Genomic DNA, 24,955 nt, shown 5'->3' with positions numbered 1-24,955 from the left:
GCTACAGTGACCGGATGAGCAGGATCGCCGTCGTCCCGGGTTCGTTCGACCCGGTGACCCTCGGTCACGTGGACGTGATCGCCCGGGCCGCCAACATCTTCGACGAGGTCCACGTCCTCGTGGTGCACAACCCCGAGAAGAGCGCGTTGTTGCCCCTGGCGCAGCGGGTCTCGTTGCTCACCGAGTCGCTCCGGGCGGCGGGGCTGCCCGACGCCGTCACGGTGCACAGCTGGAGCGTCGGGTTGCTCGTCGACTACTGCACCGAGGTCGGGGCGAGCGTGCTCGTCAAGGGCATCCGCTCGCAGGTCGACGTCGCCTACGAGACCCCGATGGCGATCATGAACCGCAGTCTGGCCGGTGTCGAGACCGTCTTCCTGCTGCCCGATCCCGCCCACGCGCACGTGTCGAGCTCGCTGGTGCGACAGGTGGCCTCGCTCGGCGGCGACGTGTCGTCCTACGTGCCGGCGGCCGTCGCCGCCTACCTCAGCACGACCTGACCCCGACCCCACCCGACGAGGACGCCGCGATGACCACGACCAACGACCCCACCGTCGAGCCCGCCGCCGTCCGGGCGGCCGGCTCCGGTCCCACGATGTCGCTCGACGAGGTCCAGCAGCGGGCACGGGGCGTCCTCGAGGCCGTGGCCACCGTCATCGACGGCAAGGACGGCGCCATCTCGACGGCGCTGACCGTGTTGCTCGCCGAGGGCCACCTGCTGATCGAGGACGTCCCCGGCGTCGGCAAGACCCAGCTCGCCCGAGCGCTCGCCAAGGCCGTCGACGCGACCGTGACCCGCATCCAGTTCACCCCCGACCTGCTGCCGAGCGACATCACGGGCGTCTCGGTCTACGACCGGCAGAGCGGCGGCTTCGAGTTCAAGCCCGGTCCGGTCTTCGCCAACGTCGTCATCGGCGACGAGATCAACCGTGCCTCGCCGAAGACGCAGTCGGCGCTGCTCGAGAGCCTCGAAGAGCGCCAGGTGACGGTCGACGGCATCACGCATCCCCTCCCGTCGCCCTTCCTCGTCGTGGCGACGCAGAACCCCGTCGAGATGGAGGGCACCTACAACCTGCCCGAGGCCCAGCGCGACCGGTTCATGGCCCGCATCTCGCTGGGGTACCCGGACGCCCGCAGCGAGCTGCGCATGCTGCAGCAACGCGAGCGGGTCAGCCCTCTCGACACCCTGCGCCCGCTGGTGTCGCTCGACGAGCTCACGCGCATGATCGCCGCCGTCCGCACCGTCTACACCGCCCAGGCCGTCGAGGAGTACGCCGTGCGGATCGTCCAGGCGACCCGGGTCCACCCCGACGTGCGGCTCGGGGCCAGTCCCCGCGCGACCCTGCAGCTCATGCGTGCGGCGAAGTCCTGGGCCGCGCTCAACGGCCGCGGCTACGTGGTCCCCGACGACGTCGACGCCCTCTCCGGTCCCGTCCTCGGTCACCGGGTGATCCTCGCCGGTCGAGCCGGTGCCGGTGCCGCCTCGGCGGCCTACGACCTCGTGGCCGAGATCGTCGAGCAGACCGCCGTCCCGCTCGGCGACGCGGCCGACGCGCGCTGACCATGGGACCGGGTGGGGTCCCCAGGCCGACCGGCCGTGGCGTCGGCGTGCTCGCCGCCGGGGTGCTGGTCGTGCTCGTGGGCTGGCTGCTCCAGGCCCCCGCCCTCGTCTTCGCCGGCACGACCCTGGTCGTGCTCATCGTGGCCGTCACGATCTCCTTGCTGTTCCGCACGGCCGACGTGCGGGTCACCCGTCGCTTCACTCCCGACCGGGGCGTCGCGGGGTGGTCCGCCGTCGAGACGGTCGCGGTCCTCCCTCGTGGGGGGCGGACCTCCGGCACCGTGCAGGTCCGCGAACAGCTGCCGTTCGGACGACTGTCCGACGCCGAGGCCGCAGCCGTCCTGTTGGTGCCGGGCCGCGCCTCCTCGGCGGTCTTCCGCCACCACGACCTGCCGCGCGGCCGACACCGCATCGGCCCGCTGCACGTCGACCTCGTCGAGTCGTACGGCGTGGCCCGTCGACGGGTCGTGGCCTCCGGCGTGGCGGAGTTCGTCGTGGTGCCCGAGGTCGTCGAGGTGGGACTCGGCCGCGAGTCCCGTGCGCTGGGCGACGGGTCGAGGCGTCAGCGCGAGCACAGCCTGGCCGGCGGCGAGGACGATCCGGTCACCCGCGAGTACCGCCGGGGCGATCCGATGCGACGGGTGCACTGGAAGGCCACGGCGCGGCACGGCGAGCTCATGGTGCGGCAAGAAGAGCAGCACGGCCTGCCGAGTGCGCGGGTCGTCATCGCCGTCGCGGCCGAGGGATGGCCGGACGCCCGTCCGACCCTGCCCCCGACGAGCAGGGTCGGGGTCAGGGCGGCGACGGCCGCGATTCCTCTCGTCAGCGACGCCTTCGAATGGGCGGTGTCGTTCGCCGCGACGGTCGCGGTCGAGGTGGGCCACGCGGGCTCGGCGACCGTGCTGACGACACCCGGCGGCACGCTCGTCGCCCGGCACGATCCCGACTCGACCACGATGTTCCTCGACGACCTCGCCGACCTGCGGCTCGACGACGCGCCCGGGGCGCCCGCTCCGGCCCCGTCACCCCGCGAGCCCGTCGTGGCGGTCGTCTCCGGGCTGGGCCGACCCGACCTCGACCTGCTCGTCGCCTCGAGGGCCCCCGGGTCGTCGGCGGTCGCGGTCGTCGTCACGGCCGCGCTGCCCCTCGGCGCCGGCCTGACCTCGCGACCCACCCGCCCCGCCGACGGTCGTGCTCGGGCCGACGACCGCGTGCTGGCCCCCGACGAGGTCGCCGGTGCGCTGCGCGACTCGGGCTGGCGGGTCGTCGAGACCGACTCGAGCGTCGACGTCGGCCGCCTGATCACGACGTCGGGAGTCCTCGATGACTGAGTCGCCGACCCGCACGGGGTTCTTCGGTGCCGAGCCCACGGGCGCCGTCCGCGGGCAGACCACGGCCCTGCTCTGGCTCGTGCTCGTCCTGTCGCTCGCGAGCCTGCACCCCGTCTTCGTCGGGATCGGCTGGTGGGTGGCCGGGGCCGTGGTGGCCGCCGTCGTGCTGGGCGGTTCCCTCGTCGTGCGGGCGCTGGGGGGCGCCTCCTGGCTGGGCGTCGTCGGTGGGGCGGTGCTGGGCGCCCTCGTCACGACGGCGTTCGCCTCGGGCGGCACGGCCCTGCTGGGCGTCGTGCCGACGGGGTCCACCTTCGCGCGCCTCCCCGAGCTGTCCGCGCAGGCGAACGCGGCGATCGTCGAGGGCTCGGCCCCCGTCGAGGTCAACGACGGCCTGCTGGTCACGGTCGCCCTCTCGGTGCTCGTCGTCGCCGTCGTCACCGACCTGCTGTCGTCGGTCGGGCAGCTGCCGGTCGTGACCGGGGTCTTCCCCGCCCTCGTGCTGGCGGTGCCGACCTTCGTCCCGGGCGTCGTCACGAGCTGGCCCTGGGTGGTGGCCACCGTGCTGGCCTTCCTGGTGCTGCTGATGGTGTCCACCGGCCGACGGCCCTCGCGCGCCGGCCTCGTCGGAGCCGCCGCGTCCGTCGCCGTGGCGGGGTTGCTGACGGCCGTCGTCCCGCTCACGGGCGTGGCGCCGTTGACCGGTTCGGGCACCGGGACCGGACTCGCGACCGGCGTCAACCCGATCATCGACCTCGGCGACGACCTCCGGCGGGGGGCCCCGGTCACCGTCCTGTCGTACCGGACCGACGACCCGCAGGGCAACTACCTCAAGCTCGTCGACCTCGTCGACTTCTCGGGCCGCACCTGGAGCCCCGCCGACGTGCCGCTCGACCCGCTCAACACGCTCGACGCGCTGCCCGACGCTCCCGGAATCGACCCCGGCACCGCTCGACGCGACGTCACGACCGACGTCACGATCGGGGCGCTCCGCAGCCCGTACCTGCCCGTGCCGGTGCCGCCCGCGACCATCGAGGGCCTGGACGACGGGTGGCGGTTCGTCGACGAGAGCGGCGTCACCGTCCGCAGCGATTCCGAGGGCACGCAGGGCCTCGAGTACGAGGTGACGAGCCGGCCCGTCGATCCCAGCCCCGAGCAGGTCGTCGCCTCGCTCGACGACACGGGGCCCGACATGGCGCCCTATCTCTCGGTGGACGAGGTGCCGCAGTCCGTCACCGACCTCGCGGCGCAGGTGACGGCCGGTTCCGCGAACCCCTTCGACGCGGCCGTCGAGCTGCAGGACTTCTTCCGCGACGGCGACTTCACCTACTCGGAGGACACCCCGGTCGAGCGCGGCTACGACGGCAGCGGCCTCGACGCGATCGAGACGTTCCTGCAGGTCCGCAGCGGGTACTGCGTGCACTTCGCCTCGGCGATGGCCGTCATGGCGCGGACGCTGGGCATCCCGTCGCGGGTGGCCGTGGGCTTCCTGCCGGGCGACCTGCAGGGCGTCGGCGACGACGCCGCGTTCCGGGTCAGCAGCGACGACCTGCACACCTGGCCCGAGCTGTACTTCGCCGGACTCGGGTGGGTCCCCTTCGAGCCGACCGTCGGCCTCGGCGCACCGCAGCAGTACCTGCAGCAGACCGGCGTCGAACCGAGCGACGTCCCGAGCGACGATGCCAGCACCGCGCCCGACGCGAGCACGGCACCCTCGGCGTCGGCCGCCCCGACGAGCGCGGCCCCGGGCGCGAGTGCCACGCCGACGTCCACCGCCTCCGGCCAGGGAGCCGGCGGCGGTCCCGTGCCGACGATCGCCCTGTCGGTGCTCGCGGCGCTCGCGCTGGCGGCCCTCGTCGTCCCCTCGGGGCTGCGGGCCGGTCGCCGTCGCCGCCGCCTGTCGGCGTCGCCTCCCGACCTGGCCCTGCACGCCTGGCACGAGGTGGTCGACACCGCTCGGGACCTCGGCGTCCCGGTGACGGCCGCGATGACCCCTCCGGCCGTCGCCGACCTGCTGGCGCAGCGACTCGCGGCTCTCGGCGACGGTGCCGCGGCGACGGCCTCACCGGCACCGTCCGCCGGCCGGACGGCCACGGCCCAGGAGGCGCGGGCCGCGTCCGTCGCGCTGCTGGACGCCCTGCAGGCCGAGCGCTTCGGAGCCGAACCGGCCGCCCGACAGGTGCAGGCGGACGCGCGTCGGGTCATCGCCGGGCTCCGAGCCTCGTCATCCGTGGGGCAGCGTCTCACCGCCACGATCGCGCCGCGATCACTCGTCGGGGGTACGGAGGCGGCGTCCGGCTCGACGGCGTAAACTCTTCGTTCGTGCCTCATTTCACCCAGACCCCCTACACCGTCCCGGTGTTCGACCTCGTGCACCGTCCGGGCGAGATGCGCGAGCACGAGCTCGACGTCGTCGTGCCCGAGAAACTCGGCGAGGGCCAGATCTCGGTGCCGAAGGGTGCCGAGATCGCGATCGACGTCAAGCTCGAGGGGCTGCACGACGGCATCCTGGTGTCCGCACACGTGTCGGGCACGGCGGTCGGCGAGTGCAGCCGGTGCCTCCGTGACATCTCCGAGCCCGTCGAAGTCGATTTCGCCGAGCTTTTCGCGTACGATGTCGACGAAGCTTTTGACTATCAGGTTCAAGACGATCACGTGGATCTTGAACCCGTGGTCAGAGACGCAGTGGTTCTGTCACTGCCCTTCCAGCCGGTCTGTCGGCCGGATTGTCCGGGCCTCGACCCCGAAACGGGCGAGCGCGTGGACGACATCCCCGACTACCAGCCCCGCGAGATCGCCGACCCCCGCTGGTCGGCACTGGCAGGGTTCCAGGCTGAATCGGCACCCGCCGACGGCACGTCACAGGGCACCGGTCACGACGACCAGCGCCCGGCCGACGAGCAGCACTGAACACCACCGCGTCACCCACCATCGTCAGACCCAGGCACCCGCGAGGGTGCCGACAGAGAGAAGAGAAACCCATGGCCGTCCCGAAGCGCAAGCAGTCACGCTCCAACACGCACGCTCGTCGTTCGCAGTGGAAGGCCACGCCGGTCCAGCTCGTCAAGACGATCGAGAACGGCAAGGTCACCTACAGCCTCCCGCACCGTGCCAAGGTCGTCGAGGACAGCGCCGGCACCGCCCTGTACATGGAGTACAAGGGCCGCAAGGTCGCCGACGTCTGATCACCGACGTGAACCCGTCCACCCTCGCGGTGAGCGCATGAGTCAGCCCGAGTCGAGCCCTGGTGCCGACCGGGCTGTTCTCTTGTCCCGACTGCAGATCGAGCTCAGTGACGACCTGATCGACCAGGCGCTGACCCACCGGTCGTACTCGTACGAGCACGGCGGCGTGGGCAACAACGAGCGCCTCGAGTTCCTCGGCGACTCGATCCTGGGCCAGGCCGTCACGGTCATGCTCTTCACCGAGAACCCCGACCTCGACGAGGGCGACCTCGCCAAGCGTCGGGCCAGCCTGGTCAGCACCGTCGCCCTGGCCGAGGTGGCGCGGATCATCGGCCTCGGCCCGCACCTGCGCCTCGGTCGCGGCGAAGAGCTGACCGGTGGTCGCGACAAGCACTCGATCCTGGCCGACACGGTCGAGGCCATCATCGGGGCGACCTACCTCGAGGCCGGCGGTGAAGCCGCCACGGCGCTCGTGCTGCGTCTCGTGGCTCCTCTGCTGGTCGACCCGGATCGCTTCGGCGCCGCGATGGACCCCAAGACCAGCCTGCAAGAACTAGCAGCGACCCTCGGCAGGGGCATGCCCTCGTACTCGGTGACCGACAGTGGGCCCGACCACGACAAACGGTTCCACGCCGTCGTCGCCCTGGGCGACGACCAGGGAGTCGCCGAGGGGTCCGGCAGCAGCAAGAAGCAGGCCGAGATGGCCGCCGCCCTCGGGGCGTGGACGTCCCTCAACGCGTCGGCTGCCGGCGTCGCCGCCGCCCGTCGGGCCGCCGCCTCCGTCGACTGACCGTGCCCGAACTGCCCGAGGTCGAGGTCGTCCGTGCCGGTCTGCACCCGGTGGTGTCCGGCGCCGTGGTGACGGCCGTCGAGGTGCTCGACCAGCGGTCGCTCAAGCGACACCGTGGTCCGAGCGACGACTTCGTCGACCGTCTCGTCGGCGGCACGATCGATTCGGCCGTCCGCCGGGGCAAGTTCCTCTGGTTCCCCTTCGAACCGGTCGAGCGGCACGAGCAGCCCCTGGCCCTGGTCGCGCATCTCGGCATGAGCGGGCAGGTCTTGCTCCGCAGCCGGGATGCCGAGCCCGACCGCCTGATGCGCATCCGGCTCGACGTCGAGAGCCCGTCGCTCGGCCCCGTGCGGCTCGCCTTCGTCGACCAGCGCATCTTCGGCTCGATGGCCCTCGACGAGACGGTGCCCACCCTGGACGGGCGCGCGGCGGGGTTCGCGGCCCGCGCCTCCTCGGTTCCGACGTCCTGGCCGCGGGGGAGGCCACACCCGGCACCACGACCGCCACCACGGCCGTCGGCACCGACGCCGACCCGGCCGCCTGGGTGCGCCGCGTCCCGCAGCAGGTCTCGCACATCGCGCGCGACCCGCTCGACCCCGCCTTCGACGAAGCGCGGGTGATCACCCGTCTGCTGGACCGCCGCACGGCGGTGAAGCGGGCGCTCCTCGACCAGGGTCTGCTGAGCGGGGTGGGCAACATCTACGCCGACGAGAGCCTCTGGGCCGCGCGGGTGCACCCCGAACAGCCCACCGAGTCGTTGTCGAGGGCTCGGGCGCGGGTGCTGCTGGCCGAGGTGCGGGTCGTGCTGCTCAAGGCCCTCGGCGAGGGGGGCACGAGCTTCGACGCCCAGTACGTCAACGTCAACGGCCAGTCGGGCTACTTCAGCCACAGCCTCGCGGCGTACGGGCAGCAGGGGCGTCCGTGCCCTCGGTGCGGCACGCTCATCGTGCGCGAGGCCTTCATGAACCGGTCGAGCCACTTCTGCCCCCGCTGTCAGCGGGTGCGCACGCGCTGAACCCCGACGGCCGAGGGCGTCCGCCTCCCCGGTCCGCGGGGCCTCCGCCCCTATCCTGGAGCGCGGGTCACCACCCGTCACGAGTCCCGAGGAGGCGCGGCGCATGTACCTGAAGAGCCTCACGCTCAAGGGCTTCAAGTCGTTCGCCTCCGCGACCACGTTCGCCTTCGAGCCGGGGGTCACCTGCGTCGTCGGCCCGAACGGTTCGGGCAAGAGCAACGTCGTCGACGCCCTCGCCTGGGTGATGGGCGAGCAGGGGGCGAAGAACCTGCGCGGCGGCAAGATGGAGGACGTCATCTTCGCCGGCACGTCGACCCGCGGTCCGCTCGGTCGGGCGCAGGTCGTGCTGACGATCGACAACTCCGACGGGGCCCTGCCCATCGACTACACCGAGGTGACGATCAGTCGGACGCTCTTCCGCAACGGGGGCAGCGAGTACGCCATCAACGGCGAGGGCTGTCGGCTGCTCGACGTGCAAGAGCTCCTCAGCGACTCCGGCCTCGGCCGCGAGATGCACGTCATCGTGGGGCAGGGGCAGCTCGACGCCGTGTTGCGCGCCACTCCCGAGGACCGCCGGGGCTTCGTCGAGGAGGCCGCCGGCATCCTCAAGCACCGTCGTCGCAAGGAGAAGACCCTCCGCAAGCTCGAGGCCATGCAGACGAACCTCACGCGCCTCAGCGACCTCGCGGGCGAGATCCGTCGTCAGCTCAAGCCGCTCGGGCGCCAGGCCGAGATCGCCCGTGAGGCGCAGACCATCGCGGCGGTCGTCCGCGACGCCCGCGCCCGTCTGCTGGCCGACGAGGTCGTCGCCCTCCGCGAGTCGCTCACGGCCCGGTCGAGCAGCGAGGCCGAGCGCAAGAGCGAGCGCCTCGTCCTGCAGGGCCGCCTGGACGAGAACAAGCAGCGCGAGCATCGCCTCGAGCAGGCCATGGTCGGCGACGCCGTCGACGAGGCCCGCCGGGTGGTCTTCGGACTCGAGTCGGTCCACGAGCGCCTGCGCAGCCTGTCGAGCCTCGCGCAGCAGCGACTCCAGCTGCTCGCCCAGCAGGGGGACCGACCCGCTGTGGCGACCACCGTCAGCTCGGGCATGGTCGCCGACGCCCGCGACGAGGCCGAGCGCCTGCGCGGCGACGTCTCGCAGGCCGAGGCGGCGGTGGGGGAGTCGGGGGCCGACCTGGCCACGGCCCGGGCGTCCCTCGACGCCCTCGACGTCGAGATCCAGGCCCAGAGCGTCCTCGTCTCGCAGCACGACCTCGAGGCCACCCGCCTGCGCGGTGCCCTCGAGGCGGCACGGTCGGGGCTCGCCGCCGTCCGGGGCGAGCAGCTGCGGCAGCGCGCGGCACTCGAGGCCGCCGAGGCGCGTCGCGACGCCGGGCGGGCCGAGTACGCCGAGCTCGAACAGCGGTCCCCGCGGGCCGACGCCGACGGCGTCGACCACGCCGCCGTCCAGGCCGAGGCCGAAGAACAGCTGTCGACCCTCACGGCGAGCATCGACGAGCGGCGCGACCGCCTGCACGAGGCCGAGCGTGAGCGCGACGCCCTCGCGGCCCGCCGCAGTGCGCTCTCGCTGGCCCTCGACCAGAACGACGCCACGGCCGCCCTGGTCGCCGCGGCCCGACCGGGCATCCGCGGCCTGGTGGCCGAGCACGTGCAGGTGAGTCCCGGCTACGAGGCCGCCGTCGCGGCGGCGCTCGGCAGCGTGGTCGACTCGGTGCTGGCCGACGACGTCGAGGCCGCCGTCGACGCGGTCGCGCACGCCACCGAGGCCGAGCTCGGTCGGGTCGAGGTCGTCGTGGCCGAGCCCGAGCGGCTCCGGTCGACGCTCGACGTCGACCTCCCGGCCGGGACCGTCGCCGCCACGGCCGTCGTCACCGCGCCTCCCGGGGTGCTCGGACTGCTGGCCGCCACCGTCGTGGCCGACGACCTCGCGGTCGCTCGCTCGGCCTGGCGGGCACTCGCGGGCCACCCGGTCCCCGTGACCGTCATCACGCGGGCCGGCGAGGTGCTGACCGACTACGTGCTGCGCGGCGGGTCGGGCGTCGAGCGGTCGCGTCTCGAGCTCGTCGCCGAGCGTGATGCGGCCGCCGAGCGGCTCACCGGCGTGGCCACCGAGATCGAGCGGCTCGCTCCCGGGCTCGCCGAGCTCCGGGAACGGCTCGCCACGACGCGCACCCGCGCGAAAGAGGCAGCGGCCGCCGCCCGGGACGAGGAGGCGCGGGTCACCTCCCACGGGCAGCAGCTCGGTCGTCTGCGTGCCCGGGTCGAGGCCGCCGAGGCCGAGGTCGATCGGCTCTCGGTCGCGCTCGACGCGTCGGTCGAGGCCGTCGACGCCGCGAGCCGCGCCGTCGACGCCGCCGCGGCCGCCCACGACGAACACGCCGCCCGCCCGCGTCCGATGCTCGACGCGTCGGCGCGGGACGGCCTGCTGGCCGAGGTCGAGACGGCGCGCGCCGTCGAGACCGAGCGCCGCATCGCCCTCGAGACCGTCCGCGAACGGGTCCGGGCCGAGATCGCCCGGGCCGAGGCCCTGCAGCGACAACTCGACGAGCAGCGGGCGGCCGCCGAACTCCAGGCCCGTCAGACGGTGGTGCGGCATCGCCAGATGGCCGCCACGTCGTCGGTGCTCGAGGCCCTGCCGCCGACCCTGCACGCCGCGGCCCGGTCGGTGGCCGAGGCGCGCGCGGTCCTGGCGGAGGCCGAGGCGGCCCGGACCGAGCAGAACACCGAGCTGCAGGCGCTCCGCGGAGCCGAGCGCGAGCTGCGCGACCGGCTCGCCACCGTGACCGAGAGCGTGCACGGCCTCGAGATGGAGATCTACGAGAAGACGCTTCACCTGTCCGGGCTGCTCGAACGGGCCGGCTCCGAGCTCGGCCTCGTCGAGGACGTCCTCGTCGCCGAGTACGGCCCGCACGTCCTCGTGCCGAGCGACGACGAGGTCGCGACCCGCCCGTCCGTGGACGACGAGGTCGACCTGGTCGACGTCGACGCCGCGGGCGAGGACGACGCCGCGGGGGAGGACGACGCCGCGGGGGAGGGCGCTGGCCGTGCCGCCCGGGGAGCCGACGGTGCCGCCGACCTCGACGACGCGACCCTCGCCGGGGCCGCCACCGCGCCTCCTCGGGGCGTGCCCTTCGACCGGGCGACGCAGCAGCGCCGGCTCGCCGTGGCCGAGAAGAAGCTGGCCCGGCTCGGCCGGGTGAACCCCCTGGCCCTCGAGGAGTTCGCGGCGCTCGAGCAGCGCCATCTCTTCCTGACCGAGCAGCTCTCCGACCTGACCGGCACCCGCGCGGACCTGCTGACTATCATCGACGAGATCGACGACAAGATGCAGACCATCTTCGCGAGCGCGTTCGCCGACACCCAGGCCGCCTTCGACCGGGTCTTCCCGATCCTCTTCCCGGGGGGCAGCGGTTCGCTCCACCTGACCGACCCCGACGACCTGCTGGCGACCGGGATCGAGGTGACGGTGAAGCCCGCCGGCAAGAAGATCGAGCGGCTCTCGCTGCTGTCCGGGGGCGAGCGGTCGTTGGCCGCCGTGGCGTTGCTGATCGCGATCTTCAAGGCCCGGCCGAGCCCGTTCTACATCATGGACGAGGTCGAGGCGGCCCTGGACGACGCCAACCTCGGCCGGTTGTTGACGATCTTCGAGGACCTCCGCGAGTCGAGCCAACTGATCGTCATCACGCACCAGAAGCGCACGATGGAGATCGCCGACGCGCTCTACGGCGTCTCGATGCGTCAGGACGGGGTCAGTGCCGTCGTCGGCCAGCGCGTCGTCGCCGAGCGCGGCACCGCCGCGGGCGGCACGGCCGAGCGCGACATCGCCGACGCCTCCTGAGTTCCGCCGCGACGTGAAACGCAGGAGGCGCGACCTGCGTGGCCGCGCCTCCTGCGTTCTCGTCGCGCCCCGTGGGGCACCGGGGTGTCAGTCGATCGGCGTGTCGACGACCCCGCCGTTGATGCTCAGCACGTGCCAGGCGGTGCCGTCCCACTCGACCGTGTTCGCCGCGGCGTTCTCGATGTGCGGCACCTCGCGACCGAGGATCTCGGCGAGGGTGAACCGGATGATCGTGCCGTGGCAGACGACGACGATGTGGGCGTCGTCACCGTCGAGTGGCAGCCGCGTGTCGCGGATCATCTCGAGGGCGCCGAGGCCGCGGGCCGCGACCGACTCGCGCGGTTCGATGTCGGGGTAGTCCGCGTTCGGCTGGTCGGGGATCGGCGACTCGGGGGTGCGGCCCTCGTGCGACGCGTAGTCGCGCTCGATGAGTTCGTCGTAGGCGTCACCCAGCTCAATGCCCAGTTCGGCGGCGATGATCTCCGCGGTCTCGCGGGCACGCCCGAGCGGCGACGACACGATGGCGCTCCACTCGACGCCGGCCAGCAGGCGAGCCGCCTCGAGGGCCTGGCCGCGGCCCGTGTCGTTCAGGGGGATGTCCGAGGAGCCCTGGAGCTTGTCGGCGAGGTTCCAGTCGGTCTGACCGTGGCGGATGAGTTCGAGGCGCATCGGGGTGTTCCGTTCCGTGGTGCGGCCGCGGGGGTGCCGCGGGGGAGTGGCGACGGGCGGCCCCGGTGGGGGCCGCCCGTCGGGGGATCAGTGGTCGTCGTCGGTGTTCGCCGTGACGCCGGCTTTCGTCCGGGCGTCCCGACGGGTCTTCGCGAGGCTGGCGACGGTCGCGACGGCGATCGTCAGCACGATGAAGCCGAGGGAGAACCAGATCGGGATCTCGGGGATCCAGGTGATCGGCTCGCCGCCGTTGATGAACGGCACCTCGTTGACGTGAAGGGCGTGGAACAGCAGCTTGACGCCGATGAAGGCGAGGATGACCGCGAGGCCCTGGGCGAGGTAGACGAGGCGCTCGAGCAGGCCCGAGATGAGGAAGTACAGCTGGCGCAAGCCGAGCAGCGAGAACGCGTTCGCCGTGAAGACGATGTAGGCCTCTTGCGTGAGGCCGAAGATGGCCGGGATCGAGTCGAGCGCGAAGAGCACGTCGGTCAGGCCGATCGCGACCATCACGAGGAAGAGCGGGGTGAAGAGGCGCTTGCCGTCGACCTTGGTGGTCAGCTTCTGGCCGTCGTAGTCCTGCGAGGTGGGGATGACGCGGCGCAGGGCGCGGATGAGCTTGCTGTCCGCCTCGTCCTTCTCGTCGTCGCCGTGGCCGCCCTTGACCTGGCTGTAGGCGAGCCAGAAGAGCAGGATGCCGAAGAGGTAGAAGACCCACGAGAAGTTCTCGATGATGACGACGCCCGCCGCGATGAACAGACCACGCGACAGCAGGGCGATGGCGATGCCGACGAGCAGCACCTTCTGCTGGTAGATGCGGGGCACCGCGAAGCTCGTCATGATGATCAGGAAGACGAACAGGTTGTCGACCGAGAGGGCCTTCTCGGTGATGTAGCCGGCGAAGTACTCGCCACCGAAGGTCCAGTTCGAGAAGACGCCGACCCCGACGCCGAACAGGACGGCGATGCCGATGTACACGCCCGACCAGATCGCCGATTCGCGGATGGTCGGCTCGTGCGGCGTGCGCACGTGACTGAAGAAGTCGAAGAACAGCAGGCCGATGATGCCGGCGATGGTGATCGCCCAGGTCAAGAAGTGGACGTCCATGTGTGTACCTCCAGTACGCAGCGGGTACCAAAGGTCTCCTCCACTCGCGACGCGTCCTGATCAGGACGGCTGCGAACCGGTGCACCGGGTCGAGATCGGTCTCTTCCGTATTGACGACGCCACCGCGTGGGAGTACTCCCCTTCAACCTGGCGAGCTTACAGCCTCTGCACGTCCGCGGTCTCGCCCGGGGCCGAATATGCTGGCCCGCATGGCTTCTCCCTGGTCCCTCTCCGGTGCCCTCCGTGGCATGTTCGCCAAGAAGACGATCGACGAGACCACGTGGGACGACCTCGAGGCCGCCCTGATCGGCGCCGACTTCGGCCCGGACGTGACCGAGCAGATCATCGACGACCTGCAGGCGAAGGTGCAGCGCTACTCGACCACCGACCCCGCCGACCTCAAGCGCATGCTGCGCGAGACCCTCGAAGAGCGCCTCTCCAAGCTCGACTCGACCCTCAAGCTCAGCGCGCGACCCGCCGTCGTGCTCATGGTCGGCGTCAACGGCGTCGGCAAGACGACCACCATCGGCAAGTTCGCCAAGTTCCTCCGCAACTACGACCGCTCGGTCGTCGTGGGCGCGGCCGACACGTTCCGGGCCGCGGCCGTCGAGCAGGTCGCGACCTGGGCCGATCGGGCGGGAGCGCGCATCGTCCGCCCGCAGCAACAGGGGCAGGACCCCGCGTCCGTGGCGTTCCAGACGGTCGAGCTCGCCATGCGCGAGGGCATCGAGATCGTCCTGATCGACACCGCCGGGCGCCTGCAGACGAAGTCGGGCCTGATGGACGAGCTCGGCAAGATCAAGCGCGTCGTCGAGAAGCAGACCGAGATCGCCGAGGTGCTGCTCGTGCTCGACGCGACGACGGGTCAGAACGGCCTCGCCCAGGCGCAGGCCTTCATCGAGCACGCCGGGGTCACGGGCCTCGTGCTGACGAAGCTCGACGGTTCGGCTCGCGGCGGCTTCGTCCTCGCGGTGCAAGAACAGACGGGCATCCCGATCAAGCTGGTCGGGCAAGGCGAGGGCATCGGCGACCTCACGGGCTTCACGCCGCACGTGTTCGTCCAGAACCTCATCGCGTAGCGCGCCCCGGCGGGCACGGGTCACACGGCCTGGCGCCCGGCCCCGGCCTCGAGCAGGTGTCGCAGCGCCTCGGGCACGACCTCGCCCCGCGCCTCGGTCGCCCTCGCCCAGAGGCGGCCCGCCCGGTACGACGAGCGCACGAGCGGCCCGGCCAGCACGCCGCTGAACCCCATGTCCTCCGCGATCTCTCGGAAGTCGACGAACTCGTCCGGGTGCACCCATCGCGCCACCGGCAGGTGTCGCGGGCTGGGACGCAGGTACTGGGTCAGCGTGATGACGTCGGTGTGCGCCTCCCTCAGGCGCTCGAGGGCGTCGATCACCTCGTCGCGTTCCTCGCCCATGCCGAGGATGAGGTTCGACTTGGTGACCAGGCCGGCGTCGTGCCCCTGCCGGATGACGTCGAGCGACCGCTCGAAGGTGAACGCGGGGCGGATGCGCTTGAAGATTCGCGGCACGGTCTCGACGTTGTGGGCGAAGACCTCGGGACGGGCGTCGAAGACCTGCGCGAGCAGTTCGGGGCGACCGTTGAAGTCGGGGACGAGGATCTCGACGCCCGTGCCCGGGTTCAGCTCGTGGATGCGACGGATGGTCTCGGCGTAGAGCCACGCGCCTCCGTCGTCCAGGTCGTCGCGCGCGACGCCCGTGACGGTCGCGTAGCGCAGCCCCATCTCGCGCACCGACTCCGCGACCGAGAGGGGCTCGCGGCGGTCGATCGGGCTCGGCCTGCCCGTGTCGATCTGACAGAAGTCGCAGCGCCGCGTGCACTGCGAGCCGCCGATCAGGAACGTGGCCTCGCGGTCCTCCCAGCACTCGAAGATGTTCGGGCAGCCGGCCTCCTGGCAGACCGTGTGCAGCTTCTTGTCGACCACGAGCTCGGTCAGGGCGCGGTACTCGGGGCCCTGCCTCGCGGTCGTCCTGATCCAGGTCGGCTTCTTCTCGATCGGGGTCTCGGCGTTGCGGGCCTCGACGCGCAGCAGGCGTCGTCCCTCGGGGGCGGTCGTCGTCATCGGTGGGCGCCCACGGGGTCGGGTCGGGCCGGCACGCGGCCGACGGTCTCGAGGCTGGTCAGGTAGGCGGTCAGGGAGGTCTCGAGGGCGTCCGCGACGTCGGTGACGGCCACGCGCCTCCCGGAGGCGCGGGTCAGGCTGGTCACGCCGGCGTCGGTGATGCCGCAGGGCACGATCCCGGCGTACGGCGACAGGTCGGCGTCGCAGTTGAGGGCGACGCCGTGCATCGTCACTCCCTCGGCGACCCGCACACCGACCGCCGCGACCTTCTCGTCGCCGAGCGGTCCGCGCACCCAGGCGCCGCTGCGCCCCTCGACGCGGACGGCCGACACCCCGACGCCCGAGCACACGGCGATCAGGCACGCCTCGAGCGCCCGGACGTGGGCGACGACGTCCAGCGGTTCGGGCAGGCGGACGATCGGGTACGCCACGAGCTGGCCGGGGCCGTGCCACGTGATGCGTCCGCCGCGGTCCACCCGGGTCACGGGGGAGCCGTCGCGCGGCAGGTCGGCGGGCTGCGTCCTCGTGCCCGCCGTGTACACCGACGGGTGCTGGCAGAGGACGAGGGCCGAGTCCAGTCGGCCGGCCACGACGTCGGCGTGCAGCTCGCGCTGCAGGCGCAGGCCCTCGTCGTAGTCGAGTGGCGGGCCCGTGAGGCCCGTGCGTCGCGTCGTGGTCACACCCCGAGGCTAAGCCCATTGATGCACTCGGTACAACAACGGTGGGCCAAGGAGGCGCGGCCACGCAGCACAGGAGGCCGACGGTCGGTTAAGATGGGCGCACCATGGCCACTTTTGGAACCCTCTCCGACCGCCTCGCGGAAACGTTCAAGAACCTCCGCAACAAGGGCAAGCTGAGCCCCGCCGACGTCGACGGCACCGTGCGTGAGATCCGTCGTGCCCTGCTCGACGCCGACGTCGCGTTCGACGTCGTCAAGGCCTTCACGAACACGGTCCGCGACCGCGCCCTCGGCGACGAGGTCAGCAAGGCGCTGAACCCGGCGCAGCAGGTCGTCCAGATCGTGAACGAAGAACTGGTGCAGATCCTCGGTGGTCAGCAGCGCCGGCTCGAGTTCGCGAAGAACCCGCCGACCGTGATCATGCTCGCGGGCCTCCAGGGTGCCGGCAAGACGACCCTCGCGGGCAAGCTGGCCAAGTGGCTCGCGAAGGACGGCCACACGCCCATGCTCGTGGCGGCCGACCTCCAGCGCCCCAACGCGGTGACGCAGCTGCAGGTCGTCGGTGAGCAGGCCGGCGCCCACGTCTTCGCGCCCGAGCCGGGCAACGGCGTCGGCGACCCCGTCAAGGTCGCGAAGCAGGCCATCAAGTACGCCCGCGACAAGCAGTACGACACGGTCATCGTCGACACGGCCGGCCGTCTCGGCGTCGACGCCGAGCTCATGAAGCAGGCCGCGAACATCCGCAAGGCGGTCGATCCCGACGAGGTGCTCTTCGTCATCGACGCGATGATCGGTCAGGACGCCGTCGCGACCGCCAAGGCCTTCCAAGACGGGGTGGACTTCACCGGCGTCGTGCTCTCCAAGCTCGACGGAGACGCCCGCGGTGGTGCCGCACTCAGCGTGGCCTCGGTCACCGGCCGCCCCATCATGTTCGCCTCGACGGGCGAGTCGCTCGACGACTTCGAGCCGTTCCACCCCGACCGCATGGCGAGCCGCATCCTCGACCTCGGCGACATCCTCTCGCTCATCGAGCAGGCCCAGCAGGCCTTCGACGAAGAAGAGGCGATGGCGGTCGCGCAGAAGATCGCGACCGACTCCTTCACGCTCGACGACTTCCTCACGCAGATGCAGCAGCTGCGCAAGATGGGTTCGATCAAGGGCATGCTCGGGATGCTGCCGGGTGCCAAGGGCATGCGCGAGCAACTCGAGAACTTCGACGAACGCGAGATCGTCCGCACCGAGGCGATCATCCAGTCGATGACCAAGCAAGAGCGAGCGATGCCCAAGCTGCTCAACGGCTCGCGTCGCCTCCGCATCGCCCGCGGTTCGGGCATGACGGTCACCGACGTCAACCAGCTCGTCCAGCGCTTCGAGCAGGCGTCGAAGATGATGAAGACCGTCGCCAAGGGCGGCGTGCCCCAGGTGCCCGGCATGGGGCCGATCCCCGGGGCCTCGTACGCCGGCAAGAAGGCGCAGCCCAAGAAGAAGGGCTCCAAGGCCGGCAACCCGGCCAAGCGTGCCGCACAGAACGCCGCCCTCACCACGGGTGCCAGGTCGGCGTCCTCGGCTCCGGGCGGCTCGGGCTTCGGGCTCGGCGGCGGCGGGGCCGCCGCGGGTGGCGCGGCGCCCTCGCCCGAAGAACTCGCGTCGCTGCAGAAGATGCTCGGACGCGGCTGAGCCGACCCGCGCCTCCTGACGGCCCTCGACGCCCGCCCCGCCTGCTGCGGGGCGGGCGTCGTCGTGTGCCCGCCGCACCGCAGGCGGCTGGTCACTCGGCTGCGGACAGCCCTTCGTCGAACTCGCGGACCAGCGACGCCACGACGGGGCGCAGGTCGCCCCCGTGCGCGGCGGCGACGGTGAGCTGGCGCTGGTAGCTGGCCCCGCGGTCGGTGATCGTCGCGAGCGAGTGCAGTTCGTCGAGGCAGCCGAGGCGTTCGGCCGCCGGCTCGAGCGACGTCACGAGTTCGCGCAGGTCGTCCGTCACCAGTCGTTCGTCGCCGGCCGCGTTCTGGATCACGATGGCGTCCATGCCGTAGCGGGCGGCGCGCCACTTGTTCTCGCGGACGAACCACGGCTGCATGCTCGTCAGGGTCTCGCCGCGGTCGAGCCGCTCGGACATGTCGTCGACGAGGCACTGCACCAGTGCCGTCACGGCGGCGAGCTCGTCGGTCGTCGCGATGCCGTCGAAGACGCGCGTCTCGAGGGTGCCCCACTTCGGTGAGGGGCGGAGGTCCCAGCGCAACTCGCTGTGGTCGTCGATCACGCCGGTGTGGGTCATGTCGGCGACCATGGCCTCGTACTCGGACCAGGTCGCGAACTGGGGCGGCAAGCCCGCCGTCGGGAGCTGCTGGAACATCAGGGCGCGGTTCGAGGCGTACCCGGTCTCCTCGCCGACCCAGAACGGGCTCGACGCCGTCAGCGCCTGGAAGTGCGGCAGGTAGGTGAGCATGCCGTTGAGGATGGGCAGCACCTTGTCCTGGTCGTCGATGCCGACGTGGACGTGGACGCCCCAGATCATCATCTGGCGGCCCCACCACCGCGTCCGGTCGATCAGGGTGGCGTAACGCTCCTTGTCGGGCGTCACCTCCTGGTCGGCGTAGCGGCTGTAGGGATGCGTCCCGGCGCACATGAGGTCGGCGCCGAGCACGGAGGCCGGGCCCCGGACCAGGTCGATCGTGCCCCGGAGGTCGTCGACGGCGTCGGCGACCCGGCGGTGCACGCCCGTGACGACCTCGACCGTGTTGGTGAGCAGTTCGGTGGTCAACCGTTCCGGACCGCCGTCGTTGACGTGGGCCAGGTCGGCGAGGATCGCCGGGGCGTGCGGCGCCAGTTCTCCCGACTCGTGGTCGACGAGGGCGAGCTCCCACTCGACGCCGAGGGTCGACCGCTCTGAGGTCGTGAAATCGATGCGCATCCGCGTGGCCTTCCCGTGGGCGTCAGGGCGGTTCCATCCTGCCAGTCGGGTGCGGGTCGGGGCCGTCCGGAGGGCCGGCCTGCGCCGCCCGTGACGTCCGGTGACGCCGAGGAGGCGCGGTGCCGGACACGACGGGACGCAATTCGTGCAGATGGCCTTTCGTCTGCAACAATGGGAGGTCGAGTCTTCTGTCGTCCGACCCTCTAATCAGACGACGTTCGACTCCCATCAGAGCTTTCGAGCCGAGTGTGCCCCCACGCTCACGGCTGGCAACTCGCCCACATCACATCACACAGGAGAATTGTGGCTGTCAAGATCCGTCTCAAGCGCATGGGCAAGATCCGCGCCCCCTACTACCGCATCGTCGTCGCCGACTCGCGCACCAAGCGCGACGGTCGCGTCATCGAAGAGATCGGCAAGTACCACCCCACCGAGGAGCCCTCGTTCATCGAGGTCGAGTCCGAGCGTGCGCAGTACTGGCTCGGCGTCGGCGCTCAGCCGACCGAGCAGGTCGCCGCGCTGCTGAAGCTCACGGGCGACTGGGGCAAGTTCAAGGGCGACGCCGACGCCGTCAGCACCGTCAAGACCAAGGCTCCGAAAGAGGCCTTCGTCGCCGACGAGAAGAAGAAGCCGGTCCTCGTGCCCAAGACCGAGAAGCCCGCGGCCAAGGCCGAGGCTCCGGCCGAGTCCAGCGACGACGCCGAGACCACCGAGGCGTAGTCGGTGCTCGCACCTGCACTCGAACACCTCGTCCGGGGGATCGTCGATCACCCGGACGAGGTGCAGGTCGTGGAGAAGAACTCCCCACGAGGCGACGTCCTCGAGGTGCACGTCCACGCGGACGACCTCGGTCGCGTCATCGGCCGTGCCGGTCGCACCGCCAAGGCCCTCCGGACCCTGATCACCGCGCTGGCCGACGGCAAGCGGGTCCGGGTCGACGTCGTCGACGGCGATCTCTAGAACCGTGCCGTCCGACCGCAAGACCGAACTCCGGGTGGGGCGCCTCACCAAGGCCCACGGCCTCAAGGGCGCCCTCAAGCTCGAACTCTTCACCGACACCCCCGAGCAACGCTTCGTGCCGGGTGCCGTGTTCCGCCTCCAGGTACCCGCCGACAGCGCCTGGCACGACAAGACCCTCACCCTCACCGAGCTGCGCTGGTACAACAGCCACCCGGTGGGCTTCTTCGACGGGGTCGACGACCGCACGGCGGCCGAGTCGCTCGTCAAGGCGATCCTCTGGGTCGACCAGGACGCCGACGAACTGCCTCACGAGGACGACGCCTGGTACGACCACCAGTTGGTCGGCCTCCGCGTCGAGCGTGACGGCGTCGTCGTGGGCACCGTGGCCCGGGTCGACCACCTGCCGGCCCAAGACCTGCTCGCGGTCGATACCGCGTCGGGCGAAGTCCTCGTCCCGTTCGTCTCGGCCCTCGTGCCGAAGGTCGACGTCGAGGCCGGTGTGGTCGTCGTGACCCCGCCGCAGGGGCTCTTCGAAGAGCTGGCCGACGACACCGACGACGTGCCGGTCTCCGACACCGACGACGAGCCGGCCTCCGACGACGTCGACCAGTCGGTCGCCGACGGCGTCGACGAACCGGCCTCGGACGGCGAGTCCGCTCCCGACGACGAGCGCTGACGCGTGCGCATCGACATCGTGTCGATCTTCCCCGAGTTCTTCGGGGTGCTCGACATCTCGCTGCTCGGCAAGGCGCGGCAGCAGAAGCTGCTCGACGTCGAGGTGCACGACCTGCGTGACTTCACGCACGACCGGCACCGCACCGTCGACGACACCCCCTACGGTGGCGGCGCCGGCATGGTCATGCGGCCCGAGCCCTGGGGCGAGGCGCTCGACCACGTCTTCGGCGAGACGTCCACGCCCGACGACACGATCATGATCGTCCCGTCGCCGGCCGGCACGCCCTTCACCCAGGCCACGGCTCGCGAGCTTGCGTTCGCTCCGCACCTGGTCTTCACCTGCGGCCGGTACGAGGGCATCGACCAGCGCGTCGTCGAGCACGCCGCCAATCGCGCGACGGTGCGCGAGATCAGCCTGGGCGACTACGTGCTGAACGGTGGCGAGGTCGCCGTCACGGCGATGATCGAGGCCATCGGTCGTCTCGTCCCGGGCGTCGTGGGCAACCCCGAGAGCCTCACCGAAGAGAGCCACGAAGACGGCCTGCTCGAGTACCCCAGCTACACCAAGCCGGCGTCCTGGCGAGGGCTCGACGTGCCTCCGGTGCTGCTGAGCGGCAACCACGCGGCGATCGCGACCTGGCGTCGCGAGCAGCAGCTCGAACGCACCCGCCGGGTACGGCCCGACCTGCTCGACTGATCGGGCCGAGCCAGCGCGGTCCGGGCGTCCCGGCCCGACCCGCCGGGGAGGGTCCGCCGGGGACGGCCCGTCCGGGTCATCCGCGCGCGGTGAGCACGAGCGGCCCGTCCTCGGTGGCGGCGACGGTGTGCTCGACGTGCGCGGCCCGCGAGCCGTCGACGCTGCGGAGCGTCCAGCCGTCGGCGTCGGTCACGATCGCGTCCGTGCCGCGCATCAGCCACGGCTCGATCGCGACGACGAGCCCCGGTCGGACCGGCCACCCGCGGCCCGCACGCCCGTCGTTCGGCACGTGGGGGTCGCCGTGCATGGTGCGTCCGACCCCGTGGCCGCCGAACTGCAGGTTGACGCCGTAACCCGCCCCGCGAGCGACCTGTCCGATCGCGGCCGAGACGTCGCCAAGCTTGGCGCCCGGCCTCAAGGCCGCGATGCCGGCGTCGAGGGCCACCTCGCACGTCTCGATCAGGCGGAGGTCCTCGGCCGACGCCTGCTCGCCGACGACGAACGACACGGCCGAGTCGGCGACCCAACCGTCGACCGAGGCGGCGAAGTCGAGGCTGAGCAGGTCTCCGTCGCGCAGGCGGTAGTGATGCGGCAGGCCGTGCAGGGCCGCGTCGTTGACCGACGTGCAGATCACCTTGCCGAACGGGCTCGCCCCGAACGACGGGTGGTAGTCGACGTAGCAGCTCTCGGCACCCGCCTCGCGGATCAGGCGGTGCGCGAGCGCGTCGAGGTCGAGCAGGTCGACGCCGGGTCGCGCGGCCGCACGGGTCGCCTCGAGCACGCGGGCGACGAAGGCTCCGGCGGGTCGCATTCGTTCGATCTCGTCGGGAGTGCGCAGTTCGATCATGCAGCCATTCTTCACGAAGCCCTCGTAGCCTCGACCGCATGACGATGCGCCGGATCTTCTACCGCCTCCTCTGGGTGGCCGTCTTCGTGCTGCCGCTCTGGGTGCTGCTGGGTCGGGCGTTCTTCGGCGTGCCGTTGGGACTGCAGTTCGTCGGCCAGTTGCTGCTCGTGCCTCTTCTCTTCATCGGGCAGGCGGTTGCCACCGGCGTGGTGGTGGGTCGCCGCAGCGTCCGGCGGGCGAAGGCCGTGTCGTGGGCCGACGCGGGTCTGCTCGCCCTGTCCTGGCTCGGCCAGCTCGGCCTGGGGTTCTTCATCGTCGACAGCTCCGCCGAGTCCGCGTCCGCGTCGGCCTTCACGCAGGTCGCCGGCGGGGTCTCGTCCCTCGACCTCTCGACCGCCCTGTTCGCCCTCTGCGCCGTCGTCACGATCGCGGCGGGCGTGGGCCTGTTCGCCTGCGCTCTCTGGCAGTTCGCGAAGGAGGCGCGGGCCCGCATGGCCACGTCGCTCGCCGATCTCGAGCGGGTCGCGTCGGGCACCGGGGCCGCCGCGGGGCGTCGGCCCGGCTACGGCGACGACGGCCCCGTCATCACCATCACGCCGCGAGGCTGACACGGGTGCCCGCGCTGTGGCACAATAGGCGCTTGTGCCTGCGCACGACTCTGCCACAGGGGAGTCTGCCGATCCAGAGCACACCTTCTTCATCATGACGGGCGCGTGACGCGCCCCAGACACGCAGTCGACCTGTGGCGGTTGCAGAGAGCGAACGACAATGCACATCCTCGACGCGGTTGACTCCGCCAACCTCCGCTCGGACGTCCCCGACTTCCGCGCCGGCGACACCGTCAAGGTGCACGTCAACATCATCGAAGGCACGCGCTCGCGCGTCCAGGTCTTCCAGGGTGTCGTCATCGGCAAGCAGAACGAGGGCATCCGCGAGACCTTCACGGTCCGCAAGGTGAGCTTCCAGGTCGGCGTCGAGCGCACCTTCCCGGTGCACTCCCCGGTCATCGACCACATCGAGGTCGTCAGCCGCGGTGCCGTCCGTCGCGCCAAGCTCTACTACCTGCGCGAACTGCGTGGCAAGAAGGCCAAGATCAAGGAGAAGCGCGACAACTAGTCACGCCCCTCAGCGACATCACGCGAGCTCCTCGCCATCTAAGATGGCGGGGAGCTCGGGTGGTTAAATGACGAATGACACAGTGAGGCGCGCCCTGCGTCCTCGACGCGACGACGGCGGAAAGCGCGGCATCGGCACCTTCGTGCGCGACGTGCTCGTCATCTTCCTGGCGGCCCTCCTGATCTCGTTCCTGATCAAGACGTTCCTGATCCGGTCGTTCTACATCCCCTCCGGGTCGATGGAGCAGACGCTCCAGATCAACGACCGCATCATCGTCAACGAGCTGGTGCCCGACCTCGTCGACGTCAAGCGGGGCGACGTGGTCGTGTTCACCGACCCGGGCGGTTGGCTCGACGGCACGGCTCCCATCAGCACGACCACCGGCAACCCGGTGTCCGACGGCTTCTCGTGGTTCCTCACGCTGGTCGGGCTCGGCGCACAAGACAGCAACGACCACCTGATCAAGCGGGTCATCGGCCTGCCGGGCGACACCGTCGAGTGCTGCAACGACTTCGGCCAGATGTCGGTCAACGGCGTCCCCCTCGACGAGCCCTACGTGAACCTGCCCCCGGGCGAGACCCGGGTCTCGGCCGACGACTTCTCGGTCACGGTGCCCGCCGACTCCCTCTGGGTGATGGGCGACAACCGCTACAACTCGAAGGACAGCCGCTACAACGGCGCCACCCCGAGCAAGGGGTTCGTCCCGATGAGCGACGTCGTCGGACGCGCCTTCGTCATCAGCTGGCCGACCGAGCGCTGGACGTGGCTCGGCGACTACCCCGACGTCTTCCGCGGCACCGAGCGAGAGGGCGAATGAGCCCCGTCGTCGACCCCACCCTCGACTACGAACGAGAGCTGCACGCCGCCGGCGCGACCTGGGTGATCGGCTGCGACGAGGTCGGTCGGGGAGCCATCGCCGGGCCGGTCGCGGTCGGGCTCGGGGCGGTCCACGTCGAGTGCCTCGACGTCCCCGCGGGTCTGCGCGACTCGAAGCTCCTGTCCGAGAAGCGACGCGAGGCCCTCTACCCGCTGGCGACGTCGTGGGTGTCCCATCACGCGGTGGGCTTCGCCGAAGCGCACGAGGTCGACCGGCTGGGCATCGTCGTCGCCCTCGGGCTCGCCGGCAAGCGTGCCCTCACGGCGCTGCACCACGCCGGTGTGGGCATCATGCAGTCCGTGGTGGTGCTCGACGGCAACCACGACTACCTGTCACCCCAGCTCGCCACCCCTCCGCGCATCACGACCAGGGTCAAGGCCGACCGCGACTGCGCGTCGGTGGCGGCGGCGTCGGTCATCGCCAAGGTCGAACGCGACCGGCTGATGATCGAGGCCGACGGCGTCCACCCGGGCTACGCCTGGGCCGGCAACAAGGGCTACGGCTCGTCGGCGCACTACGGGGCCCTGTCCGAATTGGGTCCGTCGCCGCTGCACCGCCTCACCTGGCTGCACTGACCTCGAGCGCCTACGCCGGCGGCAGAGGGACGACGGCGACCG

24 protein-coding genes and 1 pseudogene are annotated in these 24,955 nt (G+C 71.4%); 19 read left to right on the top strand and 6 right to left on the bottom strand.

Annotation, left to right across the window (positions count from 1 at the left end; all coding sequences use genetic code 11):
* The first annotated feature begins 14 nt into the window (after positions 1–14).
* The 9 genes and pseudogenes from coaD (at position 15) to HQQ78_RS03900 (ending at position 11,714) form a co-directional block, all read left to right on the top strand.
* On the top strand, positions 15–497 hold the full coding sequence (gene coaD / locus HQQ78_RS03940) for a pantetheine-phosphate adenylyltransferase (RefSeq protein ID WP_173151102.1): 483 nt from the start codon (positions 15–17) through the stop codon (positions 495–497).
* Between the two features lie 29 nt (positions 498–526).
* Positions 527–1,558: a MoxR family ATPase gene (locus tag HQQ78_RS03935; protein WP_369794384.1), complete on the top strand. Its 1,032-nt coding sequence runs from the start codon at positions 527–529 to the stop codon at positions 1,556–1,558.
* Between the two features lie 2 nt (positions 1,559–1,560).
* A complete protein-coding gene (locus HQQ78_RS03930; protein ID WP_173151100.1) occupies positions 1,561–2,889 on the top strand; it encodes a DUF58 domain-containing protein in 1,329 nt (442 codons plus the stop codon).
* Positions 2,882–5,197: a DUF3488 and transglutaminase-like domain-containing protein gene (locus HQQ78_RS03925; protein WP_173151098.1), complete on the top strand. Its 2,316-nt coding sequence runs from the start codon at positions 2,882–2,884 to the stop codon at positions 5,195–5,197. Before HQQ78_RS03930 ends, HQQ78_RS03925 begins: the two co-directional genes overlap by 8 nt.
* Before the next feature lie 77 nt (positions 5,198–5,274).
* Complete coding sequence (locus HQQ78_RS03920; protein ID WP_082452364.1) at positions 5,275–5,796, top strand: DUF177 domain-containing protein; 522 nt, start codon at positions 5,275–5,277, stop codon at positions 5,794–5,796.
* A 71-nt stretch (positions 5,797–5,867) separates the two neighbouring features.
* Positions 5,868–6,071, top strand: a complete 204-nt coding sequence (gene rpmF, locus HQQ78_RS03915) for a 50S ribosomal protein L32 (protein ID WP_043593937.1) — start codon at positions 5,868–5,870, stop codon at positions 6,069–6,071.
* A 37-nt stretch (positions 6,072–6,108) separates the two neighbouring features.
* Positions 6,109–6,861, top strand: coding sequence for a ribonuclease III (gene rnc / locus HQQ78_RS03910; protein ID WP_056046210.1), 753 nt, complete (start codon positions 6,109–6,111; stop codon positions 6,859–6,861).
* Positions 6,862–6,863: 2 nt separating this feature from the next.
* A pseudogene (locus HQQ78_RS03905) lies at positions 6,864–7,876 on the top strand (Fpg/Nei family DNA glycosylase).
* A 103-nt stretch (positions 7,877–7,979) separates the two neighbouring features.
* Positions 7,980–11,714 carry an AAA family ATPase gene (locus HQQ78_RS03900; RefSeq protein ID WP_173151096.1) on the top strand — a complete coding sequence of 1,245 codons (3,735 nt, stop codon included), beginning with the start codon at positions 7,980–7,982 and terminating at the stop codon, positions 11,712–11,714.
* Between the two features lie 87 nt (positions 11,715–11,801).
* Here HQQ78_RS03900 and HQQ78_RS03895 read toward each other — a convergent pair whose 3' ends face one another.
* A complete protein-coding gene (locus HQQ78_RS03895; protein ID WP_056046205.1) occupies positions 11,802–12,383 on the bottom strand; it encodes a histidine phosphatase family protein in 582 nt (193 codons plus the stop codon).
* Between the two features lie 87 nt (positions 12,384–12,470).
* Positions 12,471–13,487 (bottom strand): TerC family protein, encoded by a 1,017-nt coding sequence (locus HQQ78_RS03890; protein ID WP_173151094.1) that lies wholly within the window; start codon positions 13,485–13,487, stop codon positions 12,471–12,473.
* 197 nt (positions 13,488–13,684) lie between these two features.
* On the opposite strand from HQQ78_RS03890, the gene ftsY reads away from it, so the two are divergent.
* Positions 13,685–14,566, top strand: a complete 882-nt coding sequence (gene ftsY / locus HQQ78_RS03885; protein ID WP_369794381.1) for a signal recognition particle-docking protein FtsY — start codon at positions 13,685–13,687, stop codon at positions 14,564–14,566.
* A gap of 20 nt (positions 14,567–14,586) precedes the next feature.
* On the opposite strand, the gene lipA is transcribed toward ftsY, so the two are convergent.
* Both lipA and lipB read right to left on the bottom strand, forming a co-directional pair.
* Complete coding sequence (lipA, locus tag HQQ78_RS03880; RefSeq protein ID WP_173151092.1) at positions 14,587–15,573, bottom strand: lipoyl synthase; 987 nt, start codon at positions 15,571–15,573, stop codon at positions 14,587–14,589.
* Positions 15,570–16,253: a lipoyl(octanoyl) transferase LipB gene (gene lipB / locus HQQ78_RS03875; protein WP_173151090.1), complete on the bottom strand. Its 684-nt coding sequence runs from the start codon at positions 16,251–16,253 to the stop codon at positions 15,570–15,572. The genes lipA and lipB overlap by 4 nt, the downstream gene beginning before the upstream one ends.
* Before the next feature lie 104 nt (positions 16,254–16,357).
* Here lipB and ffh point away from each other — a divergent pair, with 104 nt between their 5' ends.
* Complete coding sequence (ffh, locus tag HQQ78_RS03870) at positions 16,358–17,929, top strand: signal recognition particle protein (protein WP_173151088.1); 1,572 nt, start codon at positions 16,358–16,360, stop codon at positions 17,927–17,929.
* A 91-nt stretch (positions 17,930–18,020) separates the two neighbouring features.
* On the opposite strand, the gene HQQ78_RS03865 is transcribed toward ffh, so the two are convergent.
* Positions 18,021–19,166 carry a glutamate--cysteine ligase gene (locus HQQ78_RS03865; RefSeq protein WP_123570352.1) on the bottom strand — a complete coding sequence of 382 codons (1,146 nt, stop codon included), beginning with the start codon at positions 19,164–19,166 and terminating at the stop codon, positions 18,021–18,023.
* A gap of 303 nt (positions 19,167–19,469) precedes the next feature.
* On the opposite strand from HQQ78_RS03865, the gene rpsP reads away from it, so the two are divergent.
* Genes rpsP through trmD form a run of 4 tightly spaced genes read left to right on the top strand, consistent with a single transcriptional unit; the run spans position 19,470 to position 21,498 of the window.
* Entirely contained in the window at positions 19,470–19,886 is a 417-nt protein-coding gene (gene rpsP, locus HQQ78_RS03860; protein ID WP_123570351.1) for a 30S ribosomal protein S16, read from the top strand.
* A gap of 3 nt (positions 19,887–19,889) precedes the next feature.
* The gene (locus HQQ78_RS03855) at positions 19,890–20,126 is read left to right on the top strand and encodes an RNA-binding protein (protein ID WP_043596309.1); all 237 of its coding nucleotides are present in this window, start codon (positions 19,890–19,892) and stop codon (positions 20,124–20,126) included.
* 4 nt (positions 20,127–20,130) lie between these two features.
* On the top strand, positions 20,131–20,802 hold the full coding sequence (gene rimM, locus HQQ78_RS03850; protein ID WP_371740341.1) for a ribosome maturation factor RimM: 672 nt from the start codon (positions 20,131–20,133) through the stop codon (positions 20,800–20,802).
* Positions 20,803–20,805: 3 nt separating this feature from the next.
* A complete protein-coding gene (gene trmD / locus HQQ78_RS03845) occupies positions 20,806–21,498 on the top strand; it encodes a tRNA (guanosine(37)-N1)-methyltransferase TrmD (RefSeq protein WP_173151087.1) in 693 nt (230 codons plus the stop codon).
* A gap of 76 nt (positions 21,499–21,574) precedes the next feature.
* On the opposite strand, the gene map is transcribed toward trmD, so the two are convergent.
* Positions 21,575–22,345 carry a type I methionyl aminopeptidase gene (gene map / locus HQQ78_RS03840; RefSeq protein WP_173151086.1) on the bottom strand — a complete coding sequence of 257 codons (771 nt, stop codon included), beginning with the start codon at positions 22,343–22,345 and terminating at the stop codon, positions 21,575–21,577.
* A 38-nt stretch (positions 22,346–22,383) separates the two neighbouring features.
* On the opposite strand from map, the gene HQQ78_RS03835 reads away from it, so the two are divergent.
* The 4 genes from HQQ78_RS03835 (at position 22,384) to HQQ78_RS03820 (ending at position 24,913) form a co-directional block, all read left to right on the top strand.
* Positions 22,384–22,953, top strand: coding sequence for a hypothetical protein (locus HQQ78_RS03835; RefSeq protein WP_173151085.1), 570 nt, complete (start codon positions 22,384–22,386; stop codon positions 22,951–22,953).
* Between the two features lie 160 nt (positions 22,954–23,113).
* The gene (gene rplS, locus HQQ78_RS03830; RefSeq protein WP_043596315.1) at positions 23,114–23,461 is read left to right on the top strand and encodes a 50S ribosomal protein L19; all 348 of its coding nucleotides are present in this window, start codon (positions 23,114–23,116) and stop codon (positions 23,459–23,461) included.
* 67 nt (positions 23,462–23,528) lie between these two features.
* Positions 23,529–24,278, top strand: a complete 750-nt coding sequence (gene lepB / locus HQQ78_RS03825) for a signal peptidase I (protein ID WP_056046184.1) — start codon at positions 23,529–23,531, stop codon at positions 24,276–24,278.
* The gene (locus tag HQQ78_RS03820; protein ID WP_123570348.1) at positions 24,275–24,913 is read left to right on the top strand and encodes a ribonuclease HII; all 639 of its coding nucleotides are present in this window, start codon (positions 24,275–24,277) and stop codon (positions 24,911–24,913) included. Before lepB ends, HQQ78_RS03820 begins: the two co-directional genes overlap by 4 nt.
* The last annotated feature ends 42 nt before the right edge of the window (positions 24,914–24,955 follow it).

The sequence above is a fragment of the Frigoribacterium sp. VKM Ac-2859 genome (assembly GCF_013204925.1).
Taxonomy (GTDB): Bacteria; Actinomycetota; Actinomycetes; order Actinomycetales; family Microbacteriaceae; genus Frigoribacterium.
Note: the sequence above shows the minus strand (reverse complement) of the source record. Positions and strands in the feature narration are given on the sequence as shown.